General features: G+C 71.7%; 14 protein-coding genes and 1 pseudogene. 5 read left to right on the top strand and 10 right to left on the bottom strand.

From position 1 onward, the window contains the following. Positions 1–483 (top strand): annotated as a pseudogene (locus tag GT030_RS00985) (thiamine pyrophosphate-dependent enzyme); the annotation flags it as partial. Between the two features lie 48 nt (positions 484–531). Here the strand turns inward: GT030_RS00985 and GT030_RS00980 are convergent. From GT030_RS00980 to GT030_RS00965, 4 genes are all read right to left on the bottom strand, one after another. Beyond that, complete coding sequence (locus GT030_RS00980; RefSeq protein WP_161199360.1) at positions 532–1,284, bottom strand: alpha/beta hydrolase; 753 nt, start codon at positions 1,282–1,284, stop codon at positions 532–534. Between the two features lie 234 nt (positions 1,285–1,518). Then, the gene (locus GT030_RS00975; protein ID WP_161199359.1) at positions 1,519–1,971 is read right to left on the bottom strand and encodes an SRPBCC family protein; all 453 of its coding nucleotides are present in this window, start codon (positions 1,969–1,971) and stop codon (positions 1,519–1,521) included. 61 nt (positions 1,972–2,032) lie between these two features. Continuing rightward, complete coding sequence (locus tag GT030_RS00970; RefSeq protein WP_161199358.1) at positions 2,033–2,269, bottom strand: hypothetical protein; 237 nt, start codon at positions 2,267–2,269, stop codon at positions 2,033–2,035. Positions 2,270–2,548: 279 nt separating this feature from the next. Next, positions 2,549–2,719 carry a hypothetical protein gene (locus GT030_RS00965; protein ID WP_030805403.1) on the bottom strand — a complete coding sequence of 57 codons (171 nt, stop codon included), beginning with the start codon at positions 2,717–2,719 and terminating at the stop codon, positions 2,549–2,551. Between the two features lie 144 nt (positions 2,720–2,863). On the opposite strand from GT030_RS00965, the gene GT030_RS00960 reads away from it, so the two are divergent. Together GT030_RS00960 and GT030_RS00955 are read left to right on the top strand one after the other, a co-directional pair. Beyond that, positions 2,864–3,037 (top strand): CsbD family protein, encoded by a 174-nt coding sequence (locus GT030_RS00960; RefSeq protein ID WP_161199357.1) that lies wholly within the window; start codon positions 2,864–2,866, stop codon positions 3,035–3,037. A gap of 456 nt (positions 3,038–3,493) precedes the next feature. Further along, positions 3,494–6,472, top strand: a complete 2,979-nt coding sequence (locus GT030_RS00955) for an ABC transporter substrate-binding protein (protein ID WP_161199356.1) — start codon at positions 3,494–3,496, stop codon at positions 6,470–6,472. Here GT030_RS00955 and GT030_RS00950 read toward each other — a convergent pair. Both GT030_RS00950 and GT030_RS00945 read right to left on the bottom strand, forming a co-directional pair. Next, positions 6,469–6,849 carry a hypothetical protein gene (locus GT030_RS00950; protein WP_161199355.1) on the bottom strand — a complete coding sequence of 127 codons (381 nt, stop codon included), beginning with the start codon at positions 6,847–6,849 and terminating at the stop codon, positions 6,469–6,471. The two genes, GT030_RS00955 and GT030_RS00950, sit on opposite strands and share 4 nt — an antisense overlap. Next, positions 6,842–7,807: a MerR family transcriptional regulator gene (locus GT030_RS00945; protein ID WP_161199354.1), complete on the bottom strand. Its 966-nt coding sequence runs from the start codon at positions 7,805–7,807 to the stop codon at positions 6,842–6,844. The genes GT030_RS00950 and GT030_RS00945 overlap by 8 nt, the downstream gene beginning before the upstream one ends. Positions 7,808–7,896: 89 nt before the next feature. Here GT030_RS00945 and GT030_RS00940 point away from each other — a divergent pair, with 89 nt between their 5' ends. Next, on the top strand, positions 7,897–9,384 hold the full coding sequence (locus tag GT030_RS00940; RefSeq protein WP_161199353.1) for an alpha/beta fold hydrolase: 1,488 nt from the start codon (positions 7,897–7,899) through the stop codon (positions 9,382–9,384). Between the two features lie 107 nt (positions 9,385–9,491). Here the strand turns inward: GT030_RS00940 and GT030_RS00935 are convergent, their stop codons facing one another. From GT030_RS00935 to GT030_RS00925, 3 genes are read right to left on the bottom strand one after another with little or no spacing between them, the layout of a single operon-like run. After that, positions 9,492–10,979 (bottom strand): CoA transferase, encoded by a 1,488-nt coding sequence (locus GT030_RS00935; protein WP_161199352.1) that lies wholly within the window; start codon positions 10,977–10,979, stop codon positions 9,492–9,494. Between the two features lie 32 nt (positions 10,980–11,011). After that, positions 11,012–11,989, bottom strand: a complete 978-nt coding sequence (locus tag GT030_RS00930; RefSeq protein ID WP_161199351.1) for a 3-hydroxyacyl-CoA dehydrogenase NAD-binding domain-containing protein — start codon at positions 11,987–11,989, stop codon at positions 11,012–11,014. A gap of 38 nt (positions 11,990–12,027) precedes the next feature. Further along, positions 12,028–12,765 carry an acetoacetate decarboxylase gene (locus GT030_RS00925; protein ID WP_161199350.1) on the bottom strand — a complete coding sequence of 246 codons (738 nt, stop codon included), beginning with the start codon at positions 12,763–12,765 and terminating at the stop codon, positions 12,028–12,030. Between the two features lie 113 nt (positions 12,766–12,878). Between GT030_RS00925 and GT030_RS00920 the strand changes: the two genes are divergently transcribed. Then, positions 12,879–13,796, top strand: a complete 918-nt coding sequence (locus tag GT030_RS00920) for a LysR family transcriptional regulator (protein WP_237522135.1) — start codon at positions 12,879–12,881, stop codon at positions 13,794–13,796. Between the two features lie 22 nt (positions 13,797–13,818). Here GT030_RS00920 and GT030_RS00915 read toward each other — a convergent pair whose 3' ends face one another. Beyond that, positions 13,819–14,241, bottom strand: a complete 423-nt coding sequence (locus GT030_RS00915) for a hypothetical protein (protein ID WP_161199349.1) — start codon at positions 14,239–14,241, stop codon at positions 13,819–13,821. Positions 14,242–14,407 lie beyond the last annotated feature (166 nt).

Here is a 14,407-nt window from a genome sequence, read left to right as displayed (position 1 = left end):
GGCTCCTACAACCTGGGCTAGATGGCCAACGCCATGCCGCAGGCGATCGGCGCGCAGATGCTCGACAAGGACCGGCAGGTCGTCGCCTTCTGCGGTGACGGCGGGCTGTCCATGCTGCTGGGCGACCTGATGACCATCCGCACCGAGCAGCTGCCGGTCAAGCTCGTCGTCTTCGACAACCAGCGCCTCGGCATGGTCAAGCTGGAGCAGGAACAGGCCGGGCTGCCGGAGTTCGGCACGGTCCTCGACAACCCGGACTTCGCGGCCGTCGCCCAGGCCCTCGGCATCACCGGCATCCGGGTCACCCGGCCCGAGGACCTGACCGACGCGGTGAAGCGCGCGTTCGCCGAGCCGGGGCCCGTCCTGCTGGACGTGCTCACCAACCCTGACGAGATCGCCGTACCCGGCAAGACGACCGTCCAGCAGGGCTGGGGGTTCGCCATCGCCAAGGTCAGGGAGAACCTGTCGAGTTCGAGCCGGTAGACACGCGCCGTACGGCGGCGCCCGGTGTGCACACCGGGCGCCGCCGTTTCACGGCCGGGCCGGTGAGAGGTGCCGGGCGAAGAAGCGGGTCGCGCTGTCGGCCTCGGCCAGGTGCCAGGCGACCTGCTCACCCGCGTTGGCGTGCAGCGACTTCTCCGCCGAGGCGAAGGCGTCGAACAGGGCGAGGCTCGCCTCCCGCGGAATGCGCCCGCTGTCCCAGTGCATGGCGAACTCGACCGGCACGGTGATCCGCTTCGCCGCCTCGAACAGGGCGTCCGGCCAGGTCATGCCGAAGACCGCGGCGGTGATCCGGGGCTCGGCCGCCACCAGCGGCATCCCGATCGCCATGCCCAGGCCGAAGCCGACGTAGCCGACCGGGCCGCCGGTGCCGATCTCCGGAAGTTCCTGGAGGGCGTCGAGCGTCGCCCGGTACTCGGGCACGGCCTGCTCGGCCAGCCGGACGTTGTACGGGACGACGACCGGCGCCTCCGGTGCGCCCGCCACCTGGGCCCGGCGCAGCTCGGCCACGTCGTGCTCGTCCTGCGCGGAACGCGGCCGGTCGCCATGGCCGGGCGCGTCGAGGACGGCTGCGTGGAAGCCGCACCGGGTCACGAGGAGGCGGGCGCGGCCCACCATCGCGCGGTGCCGCTTGGCCGTGCCGCCGCCGTGGCCCATCAGGACCAGGGGCGCGGGACCCGTGGAGGCGGGGGACCAGAGGACGCCGGGGACGTCGCCCACGGTGAAGTCGCGTTCGCGGATGCCGTCCGAGGACGACTCGGCGGTGAATCGCAGAGAGTTCATGGTGGTGCCTTTCGGGAGTGCCTGGTGTGGAGGCGCTCCCGGCGACACCTACGTCAGTCGCCGGCCGTGACGCGAAAGGGGGAGCACCCACGTCGATACAGCGTTCATGGGTCTCACCTCCTCGGGCGGTGTCACGGTCGACTGCAAGCTACCCGGCCGGTCACGACCGGGTCCAACTCTTTTCACTGTGAGGGGCGGGCTCGCGTGAGCCCGCCCCTCACAGTGAAGCCGTGCTCAGACCTCGCCGCGCCACTCACCGGTCGCGGTGCCGCCCCGCTCCTCGATGAAGGACTTGAACCGCTTGAGGTCGCCGGTGGCCTGGCGCTTGACGAAGCCGAGCTTGTCCCCGACCTTCTCGGCCAGCCCCTCCGGGTCGTAGTCGAGCTGGAGCATGACCTTGGTCGTGCCGTCGTCCAGGCGGTGGAACGTCACCACCCCGGCCTGGCGGGCCTCCCCGCCGATGCTGGTCCAGGCGACCCGCTCGTCGGGGATCTGCTCGACGATCTCCGCGTCGAACTCCCGCTCGACCCCGGCGATCTTCGTCTTCCAGTGGAGGAGGGACTCCGTGCGCTGCTCGATGCGCTCGACGCCGTCCATGAACTGGGGGAAGTCCTCGAACTGGGTCCACTGGTTGTAGGCGTCCCGTACGGGGACGTTGACCTCGATGGACTCTTCCACGTGCGACATGCCGTTTCTCCTTGGCTGTAGCCGGTACCGGCGTGGCCGGTGTTGCTGCTTGCCCGCGCGGTCAGCGGCCGAAGGAGACACCGTTGCGCTCGTACTGGCTCAGGGCCTGGCCGAGTCCGAACCAGGTGGCGGGCCAGGTGGCGACGAATATGCCCCACCGGTCGGCCCGGTCCAGCCCCTTGCCCTCCACCGTGCGCGAGGTGAACCAGGACGCGATGGACAGGCCGATGGCCGCGCAGGCGACGGTGTTGGCGTGCTCGCTGCGCAGACCCTTGTCGTGCAGGAACTTGATGATCATGACTCTCCCTCACGGGCTCGACGACACCTGCACCACATTCGGGGGCGGCCGTGACGGGCGCACGCCATGCAGGGCAATCGGGTGACGTCGCCGGGGGAGGAGGCGCGGTGGACGCGGGCCGGCCCCGCGGGGGCAGGAGGTGCAGGGTTCCACTGCGGTCCCCCGAGGGGCCGACGTTCTCCTCATACCCCGCCAAGCGCGGCGATACGCCCGTTCCCGGACACGGCGAAGTGGCCCGGCCGAATCCGGCCGGGCCACTTCATCGCACAGGGCGTGCTTTTACCAGCGGTACCAACGGCCCTTGCGGCCGCCACTGCCGGCGGGACGCACGATGAAGCCGAGCACCCACACGATGAGCACGATCACCGCGATCCACCACAGTGCCTTGAGCGCGAAGCCCGCACCGAAAAGAATCAGAGCCAGAAGAAGAACCAGAAGCAGGGGAACCATGTTTATCAACCTCCTGACCGCCGAATGCCCGCATCCTCGCCGCACACACACATGAATTACATCCGGTTCACCGGGTTTACCGGCGGCGGACGCGGTCATCCGCCCTCTTGTAAGGCAACAGCGGCACAGCGAAAGGTGAGCGGCATGAGCGCCAGCGAGAAGGCCAAGGCCACGACCGAGCAGGCGAGCGGTAAGGTCAAGGAGGCCGCGGGCCGCGGGGTGGGCAACGAGAAGCTGACCGCCGAAGGCCGCGCCGAGCAGGCCACGGGCGACACCCGCCAGGCCACGGAGAAGCTGAAGGACGCCGCCAAGGACTGAATCCGCGGCGCGTTCCGAAGGAACGGCGTGCAGCGGAACCCGCACCGATGAGGTGTGAGGTTCCGCCGCACGCCGTTCTTTCGTGCCCGGCCTTTCCCGAATCGTTGCCCATTCGTCACCAAGGGCTGTATGAAATCGTGACACCCGTCCTTTCCGCGCTCGCGGGATTTCCCCCGGGGGAATTCCCGGCGGGACGCGTGGAGAGACCTCGGACGAGGAACGGCAGGCGCGCGCGCTCCGCGTCAGCCCGTTGCGCGCCCCAGGCCGCACGCCGGCCTTCCTCCACAGCGGCGAGAACGACGGCATGGCCGACCTGCGCACCCTGGCCCCGGATGCCCTTACCGCTGCGGGCTGGTCACATTTGTGCCACTCTCCCTCGCCCGGCGCACCGGCTGGGCAGACTTCACACCACTCCTTGTCCGAAAGGAGTGCCAAGTCGACCGTGAGGAGCCTGAGTTGGTGACCCGCCTGGGCAGCGCAGACAGCCGACGGCACTATGCGACCACCCCGCGTCTCATCGAAATGCTGGACGCGATCTTCCAGGCGTTCCGGCGCCGCAGCCCCATGGCGCTGCCGGAATTCGTGCTGTACGCGGACGGCGGATCACCGGAGGGCGACGAGGCGGTACGCGGCAGCCTCGCCGAGCTGCGGCAGGAACTCCGGTCCCGGGGCGTGCCGTTCGCCGCCGTCCGGCAGTCCGCGCTCGTCGGCCCCACCGACGGCGGCAGCCCCATGGTGCGCGCCCTGCGGGTCGTCCAGGCGCTCGGCGGCAAGCGCGCCCGGTCCGGGAGCGAGCCGTACGTGGAGCCGCATGCCTGGCGCGGCGGCGGACGCCAGTACGGCCAGTACGCCTTCCCGCGCAGCGAGCTGCTCCTCGCCATAGAGAACGTCGTGCGGGAGGCCGGCCCCGACGCCGAGCCGGACGAACTGCTGCACGGGCTGAACCGCACCGGCTGGCGGCCCGGCGGCATCCAGTGGACGGCCAGGCTGCGCGACGCCGTCACCGACGCCTCCCGCACCGTCCCCGCCCTGCTCATCGCGGTCGTCGCGGTACTGATCACCGACAAGCCCTGGTACGTGACGCTGCTGTTCCTCGCCGTGGTGATGGCCGCGCTGCTGGCCCTGAGCATCCTGCCGGGACGTGCGCCGGTGTTCCTCGGGCTGCGCCGCGAGGTCCGCTGGTTCCTCAGTACCACCTACCTCAACCAGGGCCCGCGCGCCGACCGCGGGGAGGGCCTCACCTGGCGCCTGCTGCGGCTCTGGCCGCCGGGCGCGGTACGCCAGCGGGTCGCCGCCGTGGCGCGGGACATCCAGGACGGCGGCCTCCTCGACGAGCACCGCACCGGCAGCGGCGACGAGGACGCCCAGCGCCGCCACCTCCAATTGCGGGTGCACGCCCTGCGCGAGGACCTGCGCGACGCGCACCGCGCCTGGTCGCTGGACCTGCGCGGACGCAAGCGCCCCACCCCGCCGGTGCTCGTCCTCCCCGACGCCACCCCCGACAACGGCCTGATCGAACTCGTGCGCGCCATCAGCGACATCCGCAGCATCCGCAGCGAACTCGACCCGCTGCTCGTCGTCGCCGCCGTACGGCACGAGGACATCGCCCTGCTGCAGCGCAGCTACGCGGCCGAGCCCGCCGGGAGCCACCTCAACGGCTCGGGCGCCGACCTGCCCGCCTGGTACGCGAGCTGGAACCGCGCCCGCCGGGTCAGCCAGTCGCCCAGTCTGGAGGGCAGGACCCTGCCGTGGGTGCTGCGGGTGCCGCTGCCGGAGGGGCTCCTGCTCCACCCCGACCTCGGCGTCGGCTCCCCGCGCCGCTCCCGGCTGTCCACCGGGCGCCCCCGCTGGACCTGGCTGTGGTCACTGCCCGCGCTGGCCCTCGTCCTCGCGGCCACCGGGCTCGGGCTCGGCGTCCGCGACCACCGGCTGACCAGCCAGTACTGCTCCAGCGACCTGCGCGGCGCCAACCAGGACACCCGCCGGGTCGAGACGCCGGGTGGCAAGGGCCCCGAGTGCGTCGGCGTGGCGACGGGAGGGGTCACCTTCCCGGTCGCGCGGCAGCTCCAGGAACTGATCCGCGAGGAGAACGCGTCGATCGGCAACAGCGGTTACGTCACGCTGGTCTACGCGGGTCCACTCAGCGGACCCGACCCGGAGGGCAAGAACGACGACCAACTGGTCAAGGGCTTCGAGGAGTTGCGCGGCGCCTACATCGCCCAGCACGCCAACAACGCCTCCCAGCCGGTGAAGCTGCGCCTGCTGGTCGCCAACGGCGGTACGGACATGGCCAGTCAGGTCACGATGGCCGAGCGGATCGTGGACGTGGCACGCCGTGACCGCACGATCGTCGGCGTGGTCGGCATCGGCCGCGACATGACCGACACCGACAAGGTGCTGGAGACCCTGCGCCAGGCGGAACTCCCTGTCGTCTCCGGCACCAACTCCGGCACCTGGCTGCTGGACAAGCCCAACTTCTTCAACCTGGCCGCCACCGACCAGTGGCAGGTACGGCAACTCAAACTGCTGGCGGAACAGTTGCGGGCCCCCGGCACCCACGGGTACGGCACCGCCGGCCGCGCCGTCGTCCTCGGCCGCAGTCCCGTCACCCATGACCGCTACACCCGCGAGCAGATGGACCACGGCGCCCGGATGCTGACCGACGTGGGCTACCGGGTCGACCGGCTGGAACGGTACGAGCTGAGCAACGGCCGCCCGGTCCTCGGCCGCCAGGTCGACCAGATCTGCCAGGAGGGCGAGGTGCCCCGTGTCGTCTACTTCGCGGGCCGCACCGAGGACGTCAACGCCCTGATGGACGGCATCACCTCCGAGCCCGGCTGCAACGGCAAGCAGATCGCGGTCCTCGCCGGGGACGACCTCTCCCAGGCGGGCTTCGACTCCGAGCGCAGCAGCGTCGCCGCCAACGTCACCCTCTACCACCTGGTCCTCACCGCCCCCGGCACCAAGAACCAGGGCACCATCTTCGTCAACAACCTGCGCAAACTCGGTCCCGAGCAGGAGAAGATCATCGGTCTGAGCGCGGCGACCCCGCAGACCGACAGCGCGCTCAGCGACGGACAGACGATGCTCATGCACGACGCCACCGAGGTGCTCTACCGGGCCGCGACCGGCGACGGGCAGCCGCGCGGGCGGGCCGAGGCATGGTCGGGCCTGCTGCGCACCAACATCGACAACCTCGCCACCGGCCGCATCGACTTCACCGCCGTCACCCAGGACAACGCCCGCGACCAGGGCCTCGAACCCGGCACCCGCGACAACTACGCCATCTCCCTGGTCCGCGTCGCCAACACCGGCGGCGCCCACTACGACCGCACCGTCCTCTGCTCCCGCCGCGCGGGGGACCGGCGCCCCCTGACGAAGAAGGAGTGCGACGTGGACCGCAAGGCCCTCTCGTCTCCCCAGCCGCGCCCCTAGGGCGTGTCCGCAGGGGGTAGCGGCTGACGCCAGTCGCCCAGCTCCGTGCGGAGGAACTGCCGGGCAAGGGAACGTACGTCGCCCCACACCGGCTCCACGGCCAGCTCATCGGCCCAGAGTCCGGTGTGCGGCGCGTCGGCGAAGTCATCGAGCCGGTGGCTGATGGCCCGCGCGACGCGGAGGGTTGCCTGCTCGCCGACCCCGCGCTCCACCAGCCCCTCCCAGGTCCGGCAGAGCAGCAGCACCTCTTCGACCACGGAACCCGTCTCCACCGCCTGCTCACCCAGCCACGCAAGCTGGTCCTCGGGGCCGGCCGCGAGGAGGGTCATGAAGCGCAGCGCCCAGGTGCGCAGGTGCGCGTCGCCGAGGTCATTCATACGAGCACGATCGCATCCAGGCGCCTTCGTCAGGGTCTCCGGCCGTGCCGGCGAGTGCCTCGCGCAGCCACGCCTCGGCCGCGCCCGGTGTGGGTTCCGGTGGGGCGCCGGGCGGGGTCGCCAGTTCGGACACGACGTCCCAGTAGTGGTCGAGGCGGGGCTCGTCGGCCAGGACGCCGGTCAGCCGTCGCCGGAACGCCGCGCTGTCCCGGGCACCCCCGGCCTCCGCCCAGGCCCCGACGAACCGGTCCAGGGCCTCACCCCCGGCCGGGGCACGCCCGGCCCGCAGCTCAGGGGCGGCGAGGTCGTACGCCTCCTTGAGCCCGGAGTAGAGGACGGCGGGACGGAAGCCGTCGTCGAACCGCTTCGGCGCGGGCGGCCGGTCCAGGAGGCCCGGCGGGCAGGGCGCCGTGACGATCGCCCGCAAGCGCCCGAAAGCCAGTACGTGCGCCGGGGTGGGGTCGTGGGACGGTGCGGGTACCGCGGTGTCGACGATCCCGGCCAGCAGGGGTGCCGGCAGCCGGGCCGGGAAGAGCCACCGGCGCCAGAAGCGGGCGAGGACGTCGGTGTCGGGTGGGAGGCCCATGGCGCCGATGAGGTCCAGCCGCCGGGCACGCTCCTCCGGCGAGCAGTCCGCGAGGAGGTGGAGCGCGGCTTCCCGCCAGCGCAGCGAGGTGAGCTGGGGCCGCAGTTCGCGCAGGCGGTCCGCGACCAGTGCCTGAAGTGCGTCGTCCCGCTCCAGCGCCCGGCCCACGGCCGGTACCGGGAGGTCGAGGGTGCGCAGGGAGCGGATCATCTGCAACCGGCCCAGGGCTTCCGGACCGTAGCGACGGTGCCCTCCGGAGCTGCGGCCGGTCTCGGGCAGTAGTCCCTGGTCGGAGTAGAAGCGGACGGTCTTCACGGTGACGCCCGCCCGCGCGGCGAGTTCCCCGATGCTCCACGAAGTACTGCCGGTCACGCCTTGAACCTCCTCCAGGGGGAGTTCCTACGGTAGCGGCGCGCGCGGCCGGGTACAGGGTCGCGCCGGACCAGTGGGAGGAGTCGGGGATGACAGTGGACACAGGGACCGAGGCCGCGTTCGTCCTGGTGCCGGAGGCGCACACGGGGGACTGGGTGTGGGCGCGGGTGGCGGCGGTGCTGCGGCGCGCGGGGGCGCGGGTGTTCTGCGCGACGTTGGCCGGAGGCGGTTCTGTCGTCCCGGCCGACCTGGAGTCGCACATCGCGGAGGTGATCCGCCAGGTGGACGCGGCGGGGGAGCGCGTGGTGCTGGTCGGGCACGGCTACGGACTGCTCCCGGCTCTGGGCGCCGCCGACCGGCGCCGGGACCGGGTGGTCCGGGTCGTCCACCTGGACGCGGCCGGGCTGCCCGAGGACGGCGACAGCGCCCTCGACGTACTCCCCGCCCTGCCGCGACCCGCGAGCGGCGCGACCGAGGTGCCGCCGCCGGCACGCGAGGAATGGCACCGCCTGGGCAGCACCGACGGGCTCACCCCCGCCGTGCTCGACCAGCTCGCCGAACGCGCCCTGCCGCAGGCCGCCGCCACTCTCACCCAGCCGCTACGGCTCTCCGAGAGCGCCGCCCGCATCCCGAGAACCGGTGTCCTGTGCCCGGCCGACGGCTCGACCATCGACCGGCTGCGCTGGATGGCGTCTCTCGGCGTCCCGCGTCTGAGCCTGCTCACCCAGCCGGGCAACACCTTCCTCGAAGTGCCCACCGGCCACTGGCCGATGCTGTCCGAGCCGGACCTGCTGGCCAAGGCTCTGCGACAGGCGGCGGCGGGTGAGGGGGAGAGCCTCGCACTCCCTCCGGGCCACGTACCCGATCACCTCCGGCCGTTCGTCCTGGACGTGCCGGACCGGCCACGGGAGCGCCGGGAGTGCGTCGACCTGTATCTGCCCGACCACCAGGAGGCCCGCCCCGCCGTGGTGTTCGTGCATGGCGGCCCGCTGCCCGCCGGTATCAGGCCGGCCCCGCGAGACTGGCCGACCTTCACCGGGTACGCCGCACTCGCCGCCCAATCGGGCGCGGTCGGCGTCACGCTGGACCACCGGCTGCACGCGCCGGACGACCTCGCACGCGCCGCCGAGGACGTGGCCGCAGCGGTCGATCTCGTCCGCGCACACCCCGGGGTCGACGGTGACCGGGTGGCCCTCTGGTTCTTCTCCGGCGGCGGCCCGTTGGCGGCGCCATGGCTGGCCGCGCCGCCGCCGTGGCTGCGGTGCCTCGCGGCCAACTACCCCCTGCTGGAACCGATTCCGGGCCACGGCACGGACGGCGACCGGTTCCGTCCGGCGGCAGCGGTACGCGGTGCGGGGGACCTGCCGGTCGTGCTCACGCGCGTCGGGCTGGAAGACCCGATGCTCGACGCGACCGTGGAGCGCTTCCTGGACGCCGCCGGTGAGTGCGGTGCCGAGGTGGAGGTCATCCCCGCCCCGCACTGCCGGCACGGCTTCGAGACGCTGGACCACACCGCCGAGGCACGTGCCGCCGTACGGGAGGCGATGGGCCGGGTGCTCGGCAATCTGGATGCGTGATCCGTTGCTCCTGGCTGCTTCCGCCGGCGAAGGCGGGCCTCGGACCGAGTTCGCGGAGGGCCGAGTATCGCGCCGGGGCGAGGGGACCGCCCCGGCCGCCCGTTCCGTCAGGCGGCCGGGAGCCACTCCGGGCGCTGGGAGCCGCGGGGGACGAGGATCTGGCGGTAGGCGCCGGGGGTGTCGGACATCCGGACCTGGTCGGTGACGCCCTGATAGTGGCCGAGGGGGGTCTCGGCGGTGAAGACCTCGGGGTCGGGGTAGGCGTGGAGGCCGCCGGTGCCGGCGATCTGCCGCGCGTACCCCTGGTCGAAGATGCCCATGGAGAGAATCCACAGGGCCACGCGGGACAGCGAGACGTGGACGCGGTAACTGCCGCCGTCCACGGCGCGGCGGCGCAGCGCCTCCGCGATGCCGGCGGTCATGAACCAGGAGACCAGGTAGTCGTTGACCACGGTGATGGGCGGCAGCGCGGGCTTGTCGCCGTCGCCCTCCAGGTGCAGCAGGCCGGTGAGCGCGCCCGCGGTCTGGTCGAAGCCGAGGTAGTCCTTCCACGGCCCGGTACGCCCGTTCAGCGAGACCGTCGCGTGGACCAGACCGGGGCGCCGCGCGACGGCCTCCTCCTCGGACAGCCCGACGCGGTCGAGGAAGCCGGGGCGCCGGTTGGCGTAGAAGACGTCGGCCTCGGACTGGAGCCGGTGGATGAGGGCAAGGCCCTCCTCGGTGTACGGGCTCACCGTGGCCGAACGCACGCCTACACCGGTCGAGTTGTACGTGACGTCGTGCTCCAGCTCGGTCGGCCGCCACAGGTTCAGCACGTCCGCGCCGTGCAGCGCCATGGCACGCCCCGCACCGGCACCGGCGATGATGTGGCCCATGCCGAGCGCGCGGACCCCGTCGAGCGGCGCGACCGGGTCGGCGGGCAGCGGCTCGGGGTCGCTGTCGCCGATGCGGGTGATCTCCACCAGCGGCAGCGTGGACAGCACCTGCCGGTACTGCTCCTCGTCGAGGATCTCCCGGGGTGTGCGCACCATCGGCATCACGCACCCGGCCTCGGCCCCGGCCCGCTCCAGCTCCCGCGCGTCCCACTTCGAGATCGCGGCCTCGACGTGCTCGGGCACCTCACCGACGCCCAGCAGGCGCTGCGCGGCGACCTTGATGTTGGGATAGATGTTGAACGGCATCATCCAACGGCCGTCCGCGCTGCGGTAGAAGTTGTTGACGAAGGCCATGTTGATCAGCGACGGGGTGCCGCCCGGATAGCCGTTGAGCAGTTCCCACTTCCGCTCGTAGAACGGGCACAGCCGGTGCGGGCCCTTGCGCAGGTCCATGTGGATGTCCTGGCCGCGGCCGGTGCGGTCCTTCCACAGCGCGGCGACAGCCGCCGACTTGGCGACCAGCGCGATCCCGGAGGCCGCGCCGAGGCGCAGGGTGCTGGGGACGACCGGGTCGGCGCCCTCGAAGGTGATGTCACCGCCGGTGTCGTCCGGCTTCAGGCCGATGCCCGCGAGCACCTCGTCCGCCTCGGCGTGCACGTCGAACGCGTCGTCCGTGGCCGGGTCGGCGATCGCCTTCTTGATCTTCTGGGTGAGGTCCATGTTTCTTCGCCTTTATGTGCGTTATCGGTGCATCAAGCGTGCGCGCAGCCGGAGCCGGGCGTCTCGCCGAGGGCGCGCATCAGCGTGATCTGCGCGCGGTCGCGCTCGGCTGCCAGCTCCTCGACCGTGCCCGCGCCGAACGCCTCGTGGGCCTGGTCGACGAGCGTGCTGACGGTGGCCTCATCGAAGGTGGGGTTGCCCAGGACAGGCCACATGCTGTCCTCCATGGCGCGGCCCAGGTGCTCGATGAAGTGGGGGAGCCCGCCGGGACCCCCGCCCAGGTGGAAGGTGCGGAACGGACCGGCGACCGCCCAGCGCAGCCCGATGGAGGAGGTGACGATCTCGTCCAGCTCCGCCTCGGTCACCACGCCCTCGGCGACGAGGTGCACGCACTCGCGGAACAGCGCGGACTGCAGGCGGTTGGCGACGAAGCCCGGCACCTCCTTGCGCAGCACCTGCGGCTTCTTGCCGAGGGCGGCGTAGAACGCCCTGGCCCGCTCGACCGTCTCCGGGGACGTCTTCTCGCCCGGCACGATCTCCACCAGCGGCACCAGGTGCGGCGGGTTGAAGGGGTGCCCCACGACGAGCCGTTCGGGCCGGCGCAGCGCGGTGGCGATGGCGCTCGCCGGGATGCCGGAGGTCGACGTGGCCAGCAGCGCGTGCGCGGGGGCGGCGTCCTCGATCGTCCGCCAGATCTCCTGCTTGAGCTCCAGCCGCTCAGGGCCGTTCTCCTGGACCACGTCGGCCTGTGAGACGGCGGTGGCGAGGTCGGCCTCGAAGGAGAGCCCGTCGGTGAGGTGCTCCGTCGGCAGGCCCAGCTCGGCCAGGGCCGGGGTGATCTCGGCGAGGCCCGTACGGACGAGGTCCTCGATGTCCGCACGGGGATCGCTGATCACCACGTCGATGCCGCGGGCCAGGAAGAGACCGGCCCAGGAGATCCCGATCACGCCGCCGCCGATGATCGCGGCACGCCGGTAGGAGTTCAGGACGGGCTCGGTGGGAGAGGTCATGGTTCGGTGCTTTCTCGGTGCTTCTCGATCGGGTGCGCTCAGGCGGCGAGGTAGTCGAAGACCGGCTCGACGGGGGCGAGGGTCAGATCCGTGACGATGTGGCTGGCCCGGACGATCTCCAGCACCGGCAGGTCGGCCAGCGGCGCCGCGACGTGGGCGAACAGCTGGAGCCGGGCCGGGGCGGTGAAGGCGCTCTTCACGGTGACGTCGGTGATCCGGGTGCGGACCAGCTCGCAGATGCGGGGGGTGCCGTCGTAGTGCGGGACCGTCTTGACCATGAAGGTGGGGGTGCTGATCTCGGTTCTTGCCTCGTCGAGGTCGAGCGCGTGGTGCTTGTAGCCCATGGTGGCGGTCGCCACGCGCAGGGTGCCGTAGTCGAGCGTGCCCACCAGGGTGTCGGAGTCGACGTACAGGGCGGGGGAGCCGCCCTTCTTCGGGTACGCGCTGTACTCGCGGCCGCTGGAGATCGCCGGCACGCTGTCCACGTACATGGCGAGGTTGAACTCGCCCTTCTCGCCCTCGTGCTCGACGGCGATGAGCTGGCCGGCCTCTGTGTAGTCACCGAGTCCGGTGGTGTCGGGCATCCGCATCATCTCGAAGCGGACGACCGGGTCGGTCACCGTCAGCGGCTCGGGCACCAGGCGGCGCAGCGCCTCGGGGTCGGTGCGGTAGTAGATGTTGAGGTACTCGCGGTCGGTGAAGCGGTACCGGGTGGGAGCGTAGGCCGGGGAGTCCACCGGGGTGGTGAACAGCCGGGCGACGTCCTGCTTGCGCATGGGGGCCTCCAGGGGAGAGGGCCGTGGGGGATAGGGGCGACACGCTTCTCCGGTGACGCCCACGTCCCAGTGGACACCTCGGCGCCCCTGTCCGTCCAATATATGCTGTGGTCATGAGCAATATGCTTGAGGATATCCAGCTCACCAGAAGGCTGCTGGAACAGTTCCTCGTGATGGCCGACGAACGGCACTTCGGGCGCGCGGCCGAGCGCCTCGGCATGAGCCAGCCGCCGCTCAGCCAGTCGATCCAGCGCCTTGAACGCGGCCTGGGGGTACGCCTCCTCGACCGAGGCCCCGGCGGAGCGACGCTGACGGCGGCGGGCGAGGTCTTCGCCGTGGACGCGCAGCGCCTCCTCGACACCCAGTCCGCGGCCATCGAACGGGCCCGCCGGGTCGCCGCCGGGCTGGAGGGCGATGTCCGGGTGGGGTACGTGAGCATCCTCAGTCACCACTACCTGCCGGGGCTGCTCCGGGCGGCGGCCGAGGAGCTCCCCGGCCTCCGTGTGCACCTGCACCAGGACTCGGCGGTCGCCCTGGCCGAGATGATCCGCAACGGCACGCTCGACCTGGCCTTCCTGCGCGACCCCGCTCCGCTGTCCGCCGACCTCGTCAGCCTCGACTTCGCGGTCGAGCGCATCGCGGCGGCGGTGCCGCGCCGGCATCCGCTGGCCGACGCCGGGCAGATCGGGCTGGGCGACCTGCGCGACGAGGACTTCGTCCTCCCGGACCCCACCGCGCTGCCGACCCTCGCCCATCAGGTCCAACTCGCCTGCCGCGAGGCGGGGTTCACCCCGCGCACCCGCGCCGTCTCGGACGACCTGACCGGTCTGTTCAGCTACGTCGCGTCCGGGCTGTGCGTCAGCCTCCTGCCCGAGCGGCTGCGCGACTTCCACGTTGCCGAGGTGGCCTTCGTCCCCTTCGCGGAGCGGTCGCCGTACCTGGAGACCACCCTGGTCGCCATCCGCCGCCCGGACGCGGACGCGGCGGTCCTACGGCTGCTGGAGCTGATCACGCGGCGCATGAGCGGGTGATCGGCTCGGGTGGGGAGCCTCCTCACGCCTGACCGGGCGGCGCCCACGGCTTCGGAAGGGGCGGCGGGGCCTGTAGAGCGCCCCGGAGGGACTCCCTAAGGGTCTTCGGCGGAGCCTCCTTCTCCTCGTGGGAGTGCATGAGACGGGCCGTCGTCACGCGTATGCGGGCCTCGCGGTGGCGCTGCCGCACGATCACCGTCCACGCCCCGTCCTGGGCGAGCAGGGCGTGGCGGGCCGGTTCGTCCCCCGGCTTGGCGTGCCGGGCGATGGTGTCAGGTATGTAGTGCAGAGCCGCGTCCTCGGCGGCCGCGAGGGCCTGCGTCTCGTCGCCCTCGATGTGATGGGTGCCCGTCAGCATCCAGCGGTGCAGCTTCAGTTGGTTGCCTTCGACGTACTCCGTCACTCGCGTGTCCTCCTCGATGAGGACGTACCACTCAGCAGTCATGCGTGGGACCCAGCCGTTTTCTTCCAAGGACGCTCTTGAACAGCGCCAAGACGACGTGTCCCGCGCGGCTCGGCCATCCTGCCATGTGGATCAACGGCCTGGGTGGCCTGTGGATAGTTGAGAATCTGCGTCGTCCTGTAACAATCTTGCGCAGCTTCATAGACTT

This window comes from Streptomyces sp. SID1328, assembly GCF_009865595.1.
Lineage (GTDB): Bacteria > Actinomycetota > Actinomycetes > Streptomycetales > Streptomycetaceae > Streptomyces > Streptomyces griseoluteus.
This window is presented reverse-complemented; position numbering and strand designations above follow the sequence as displayed.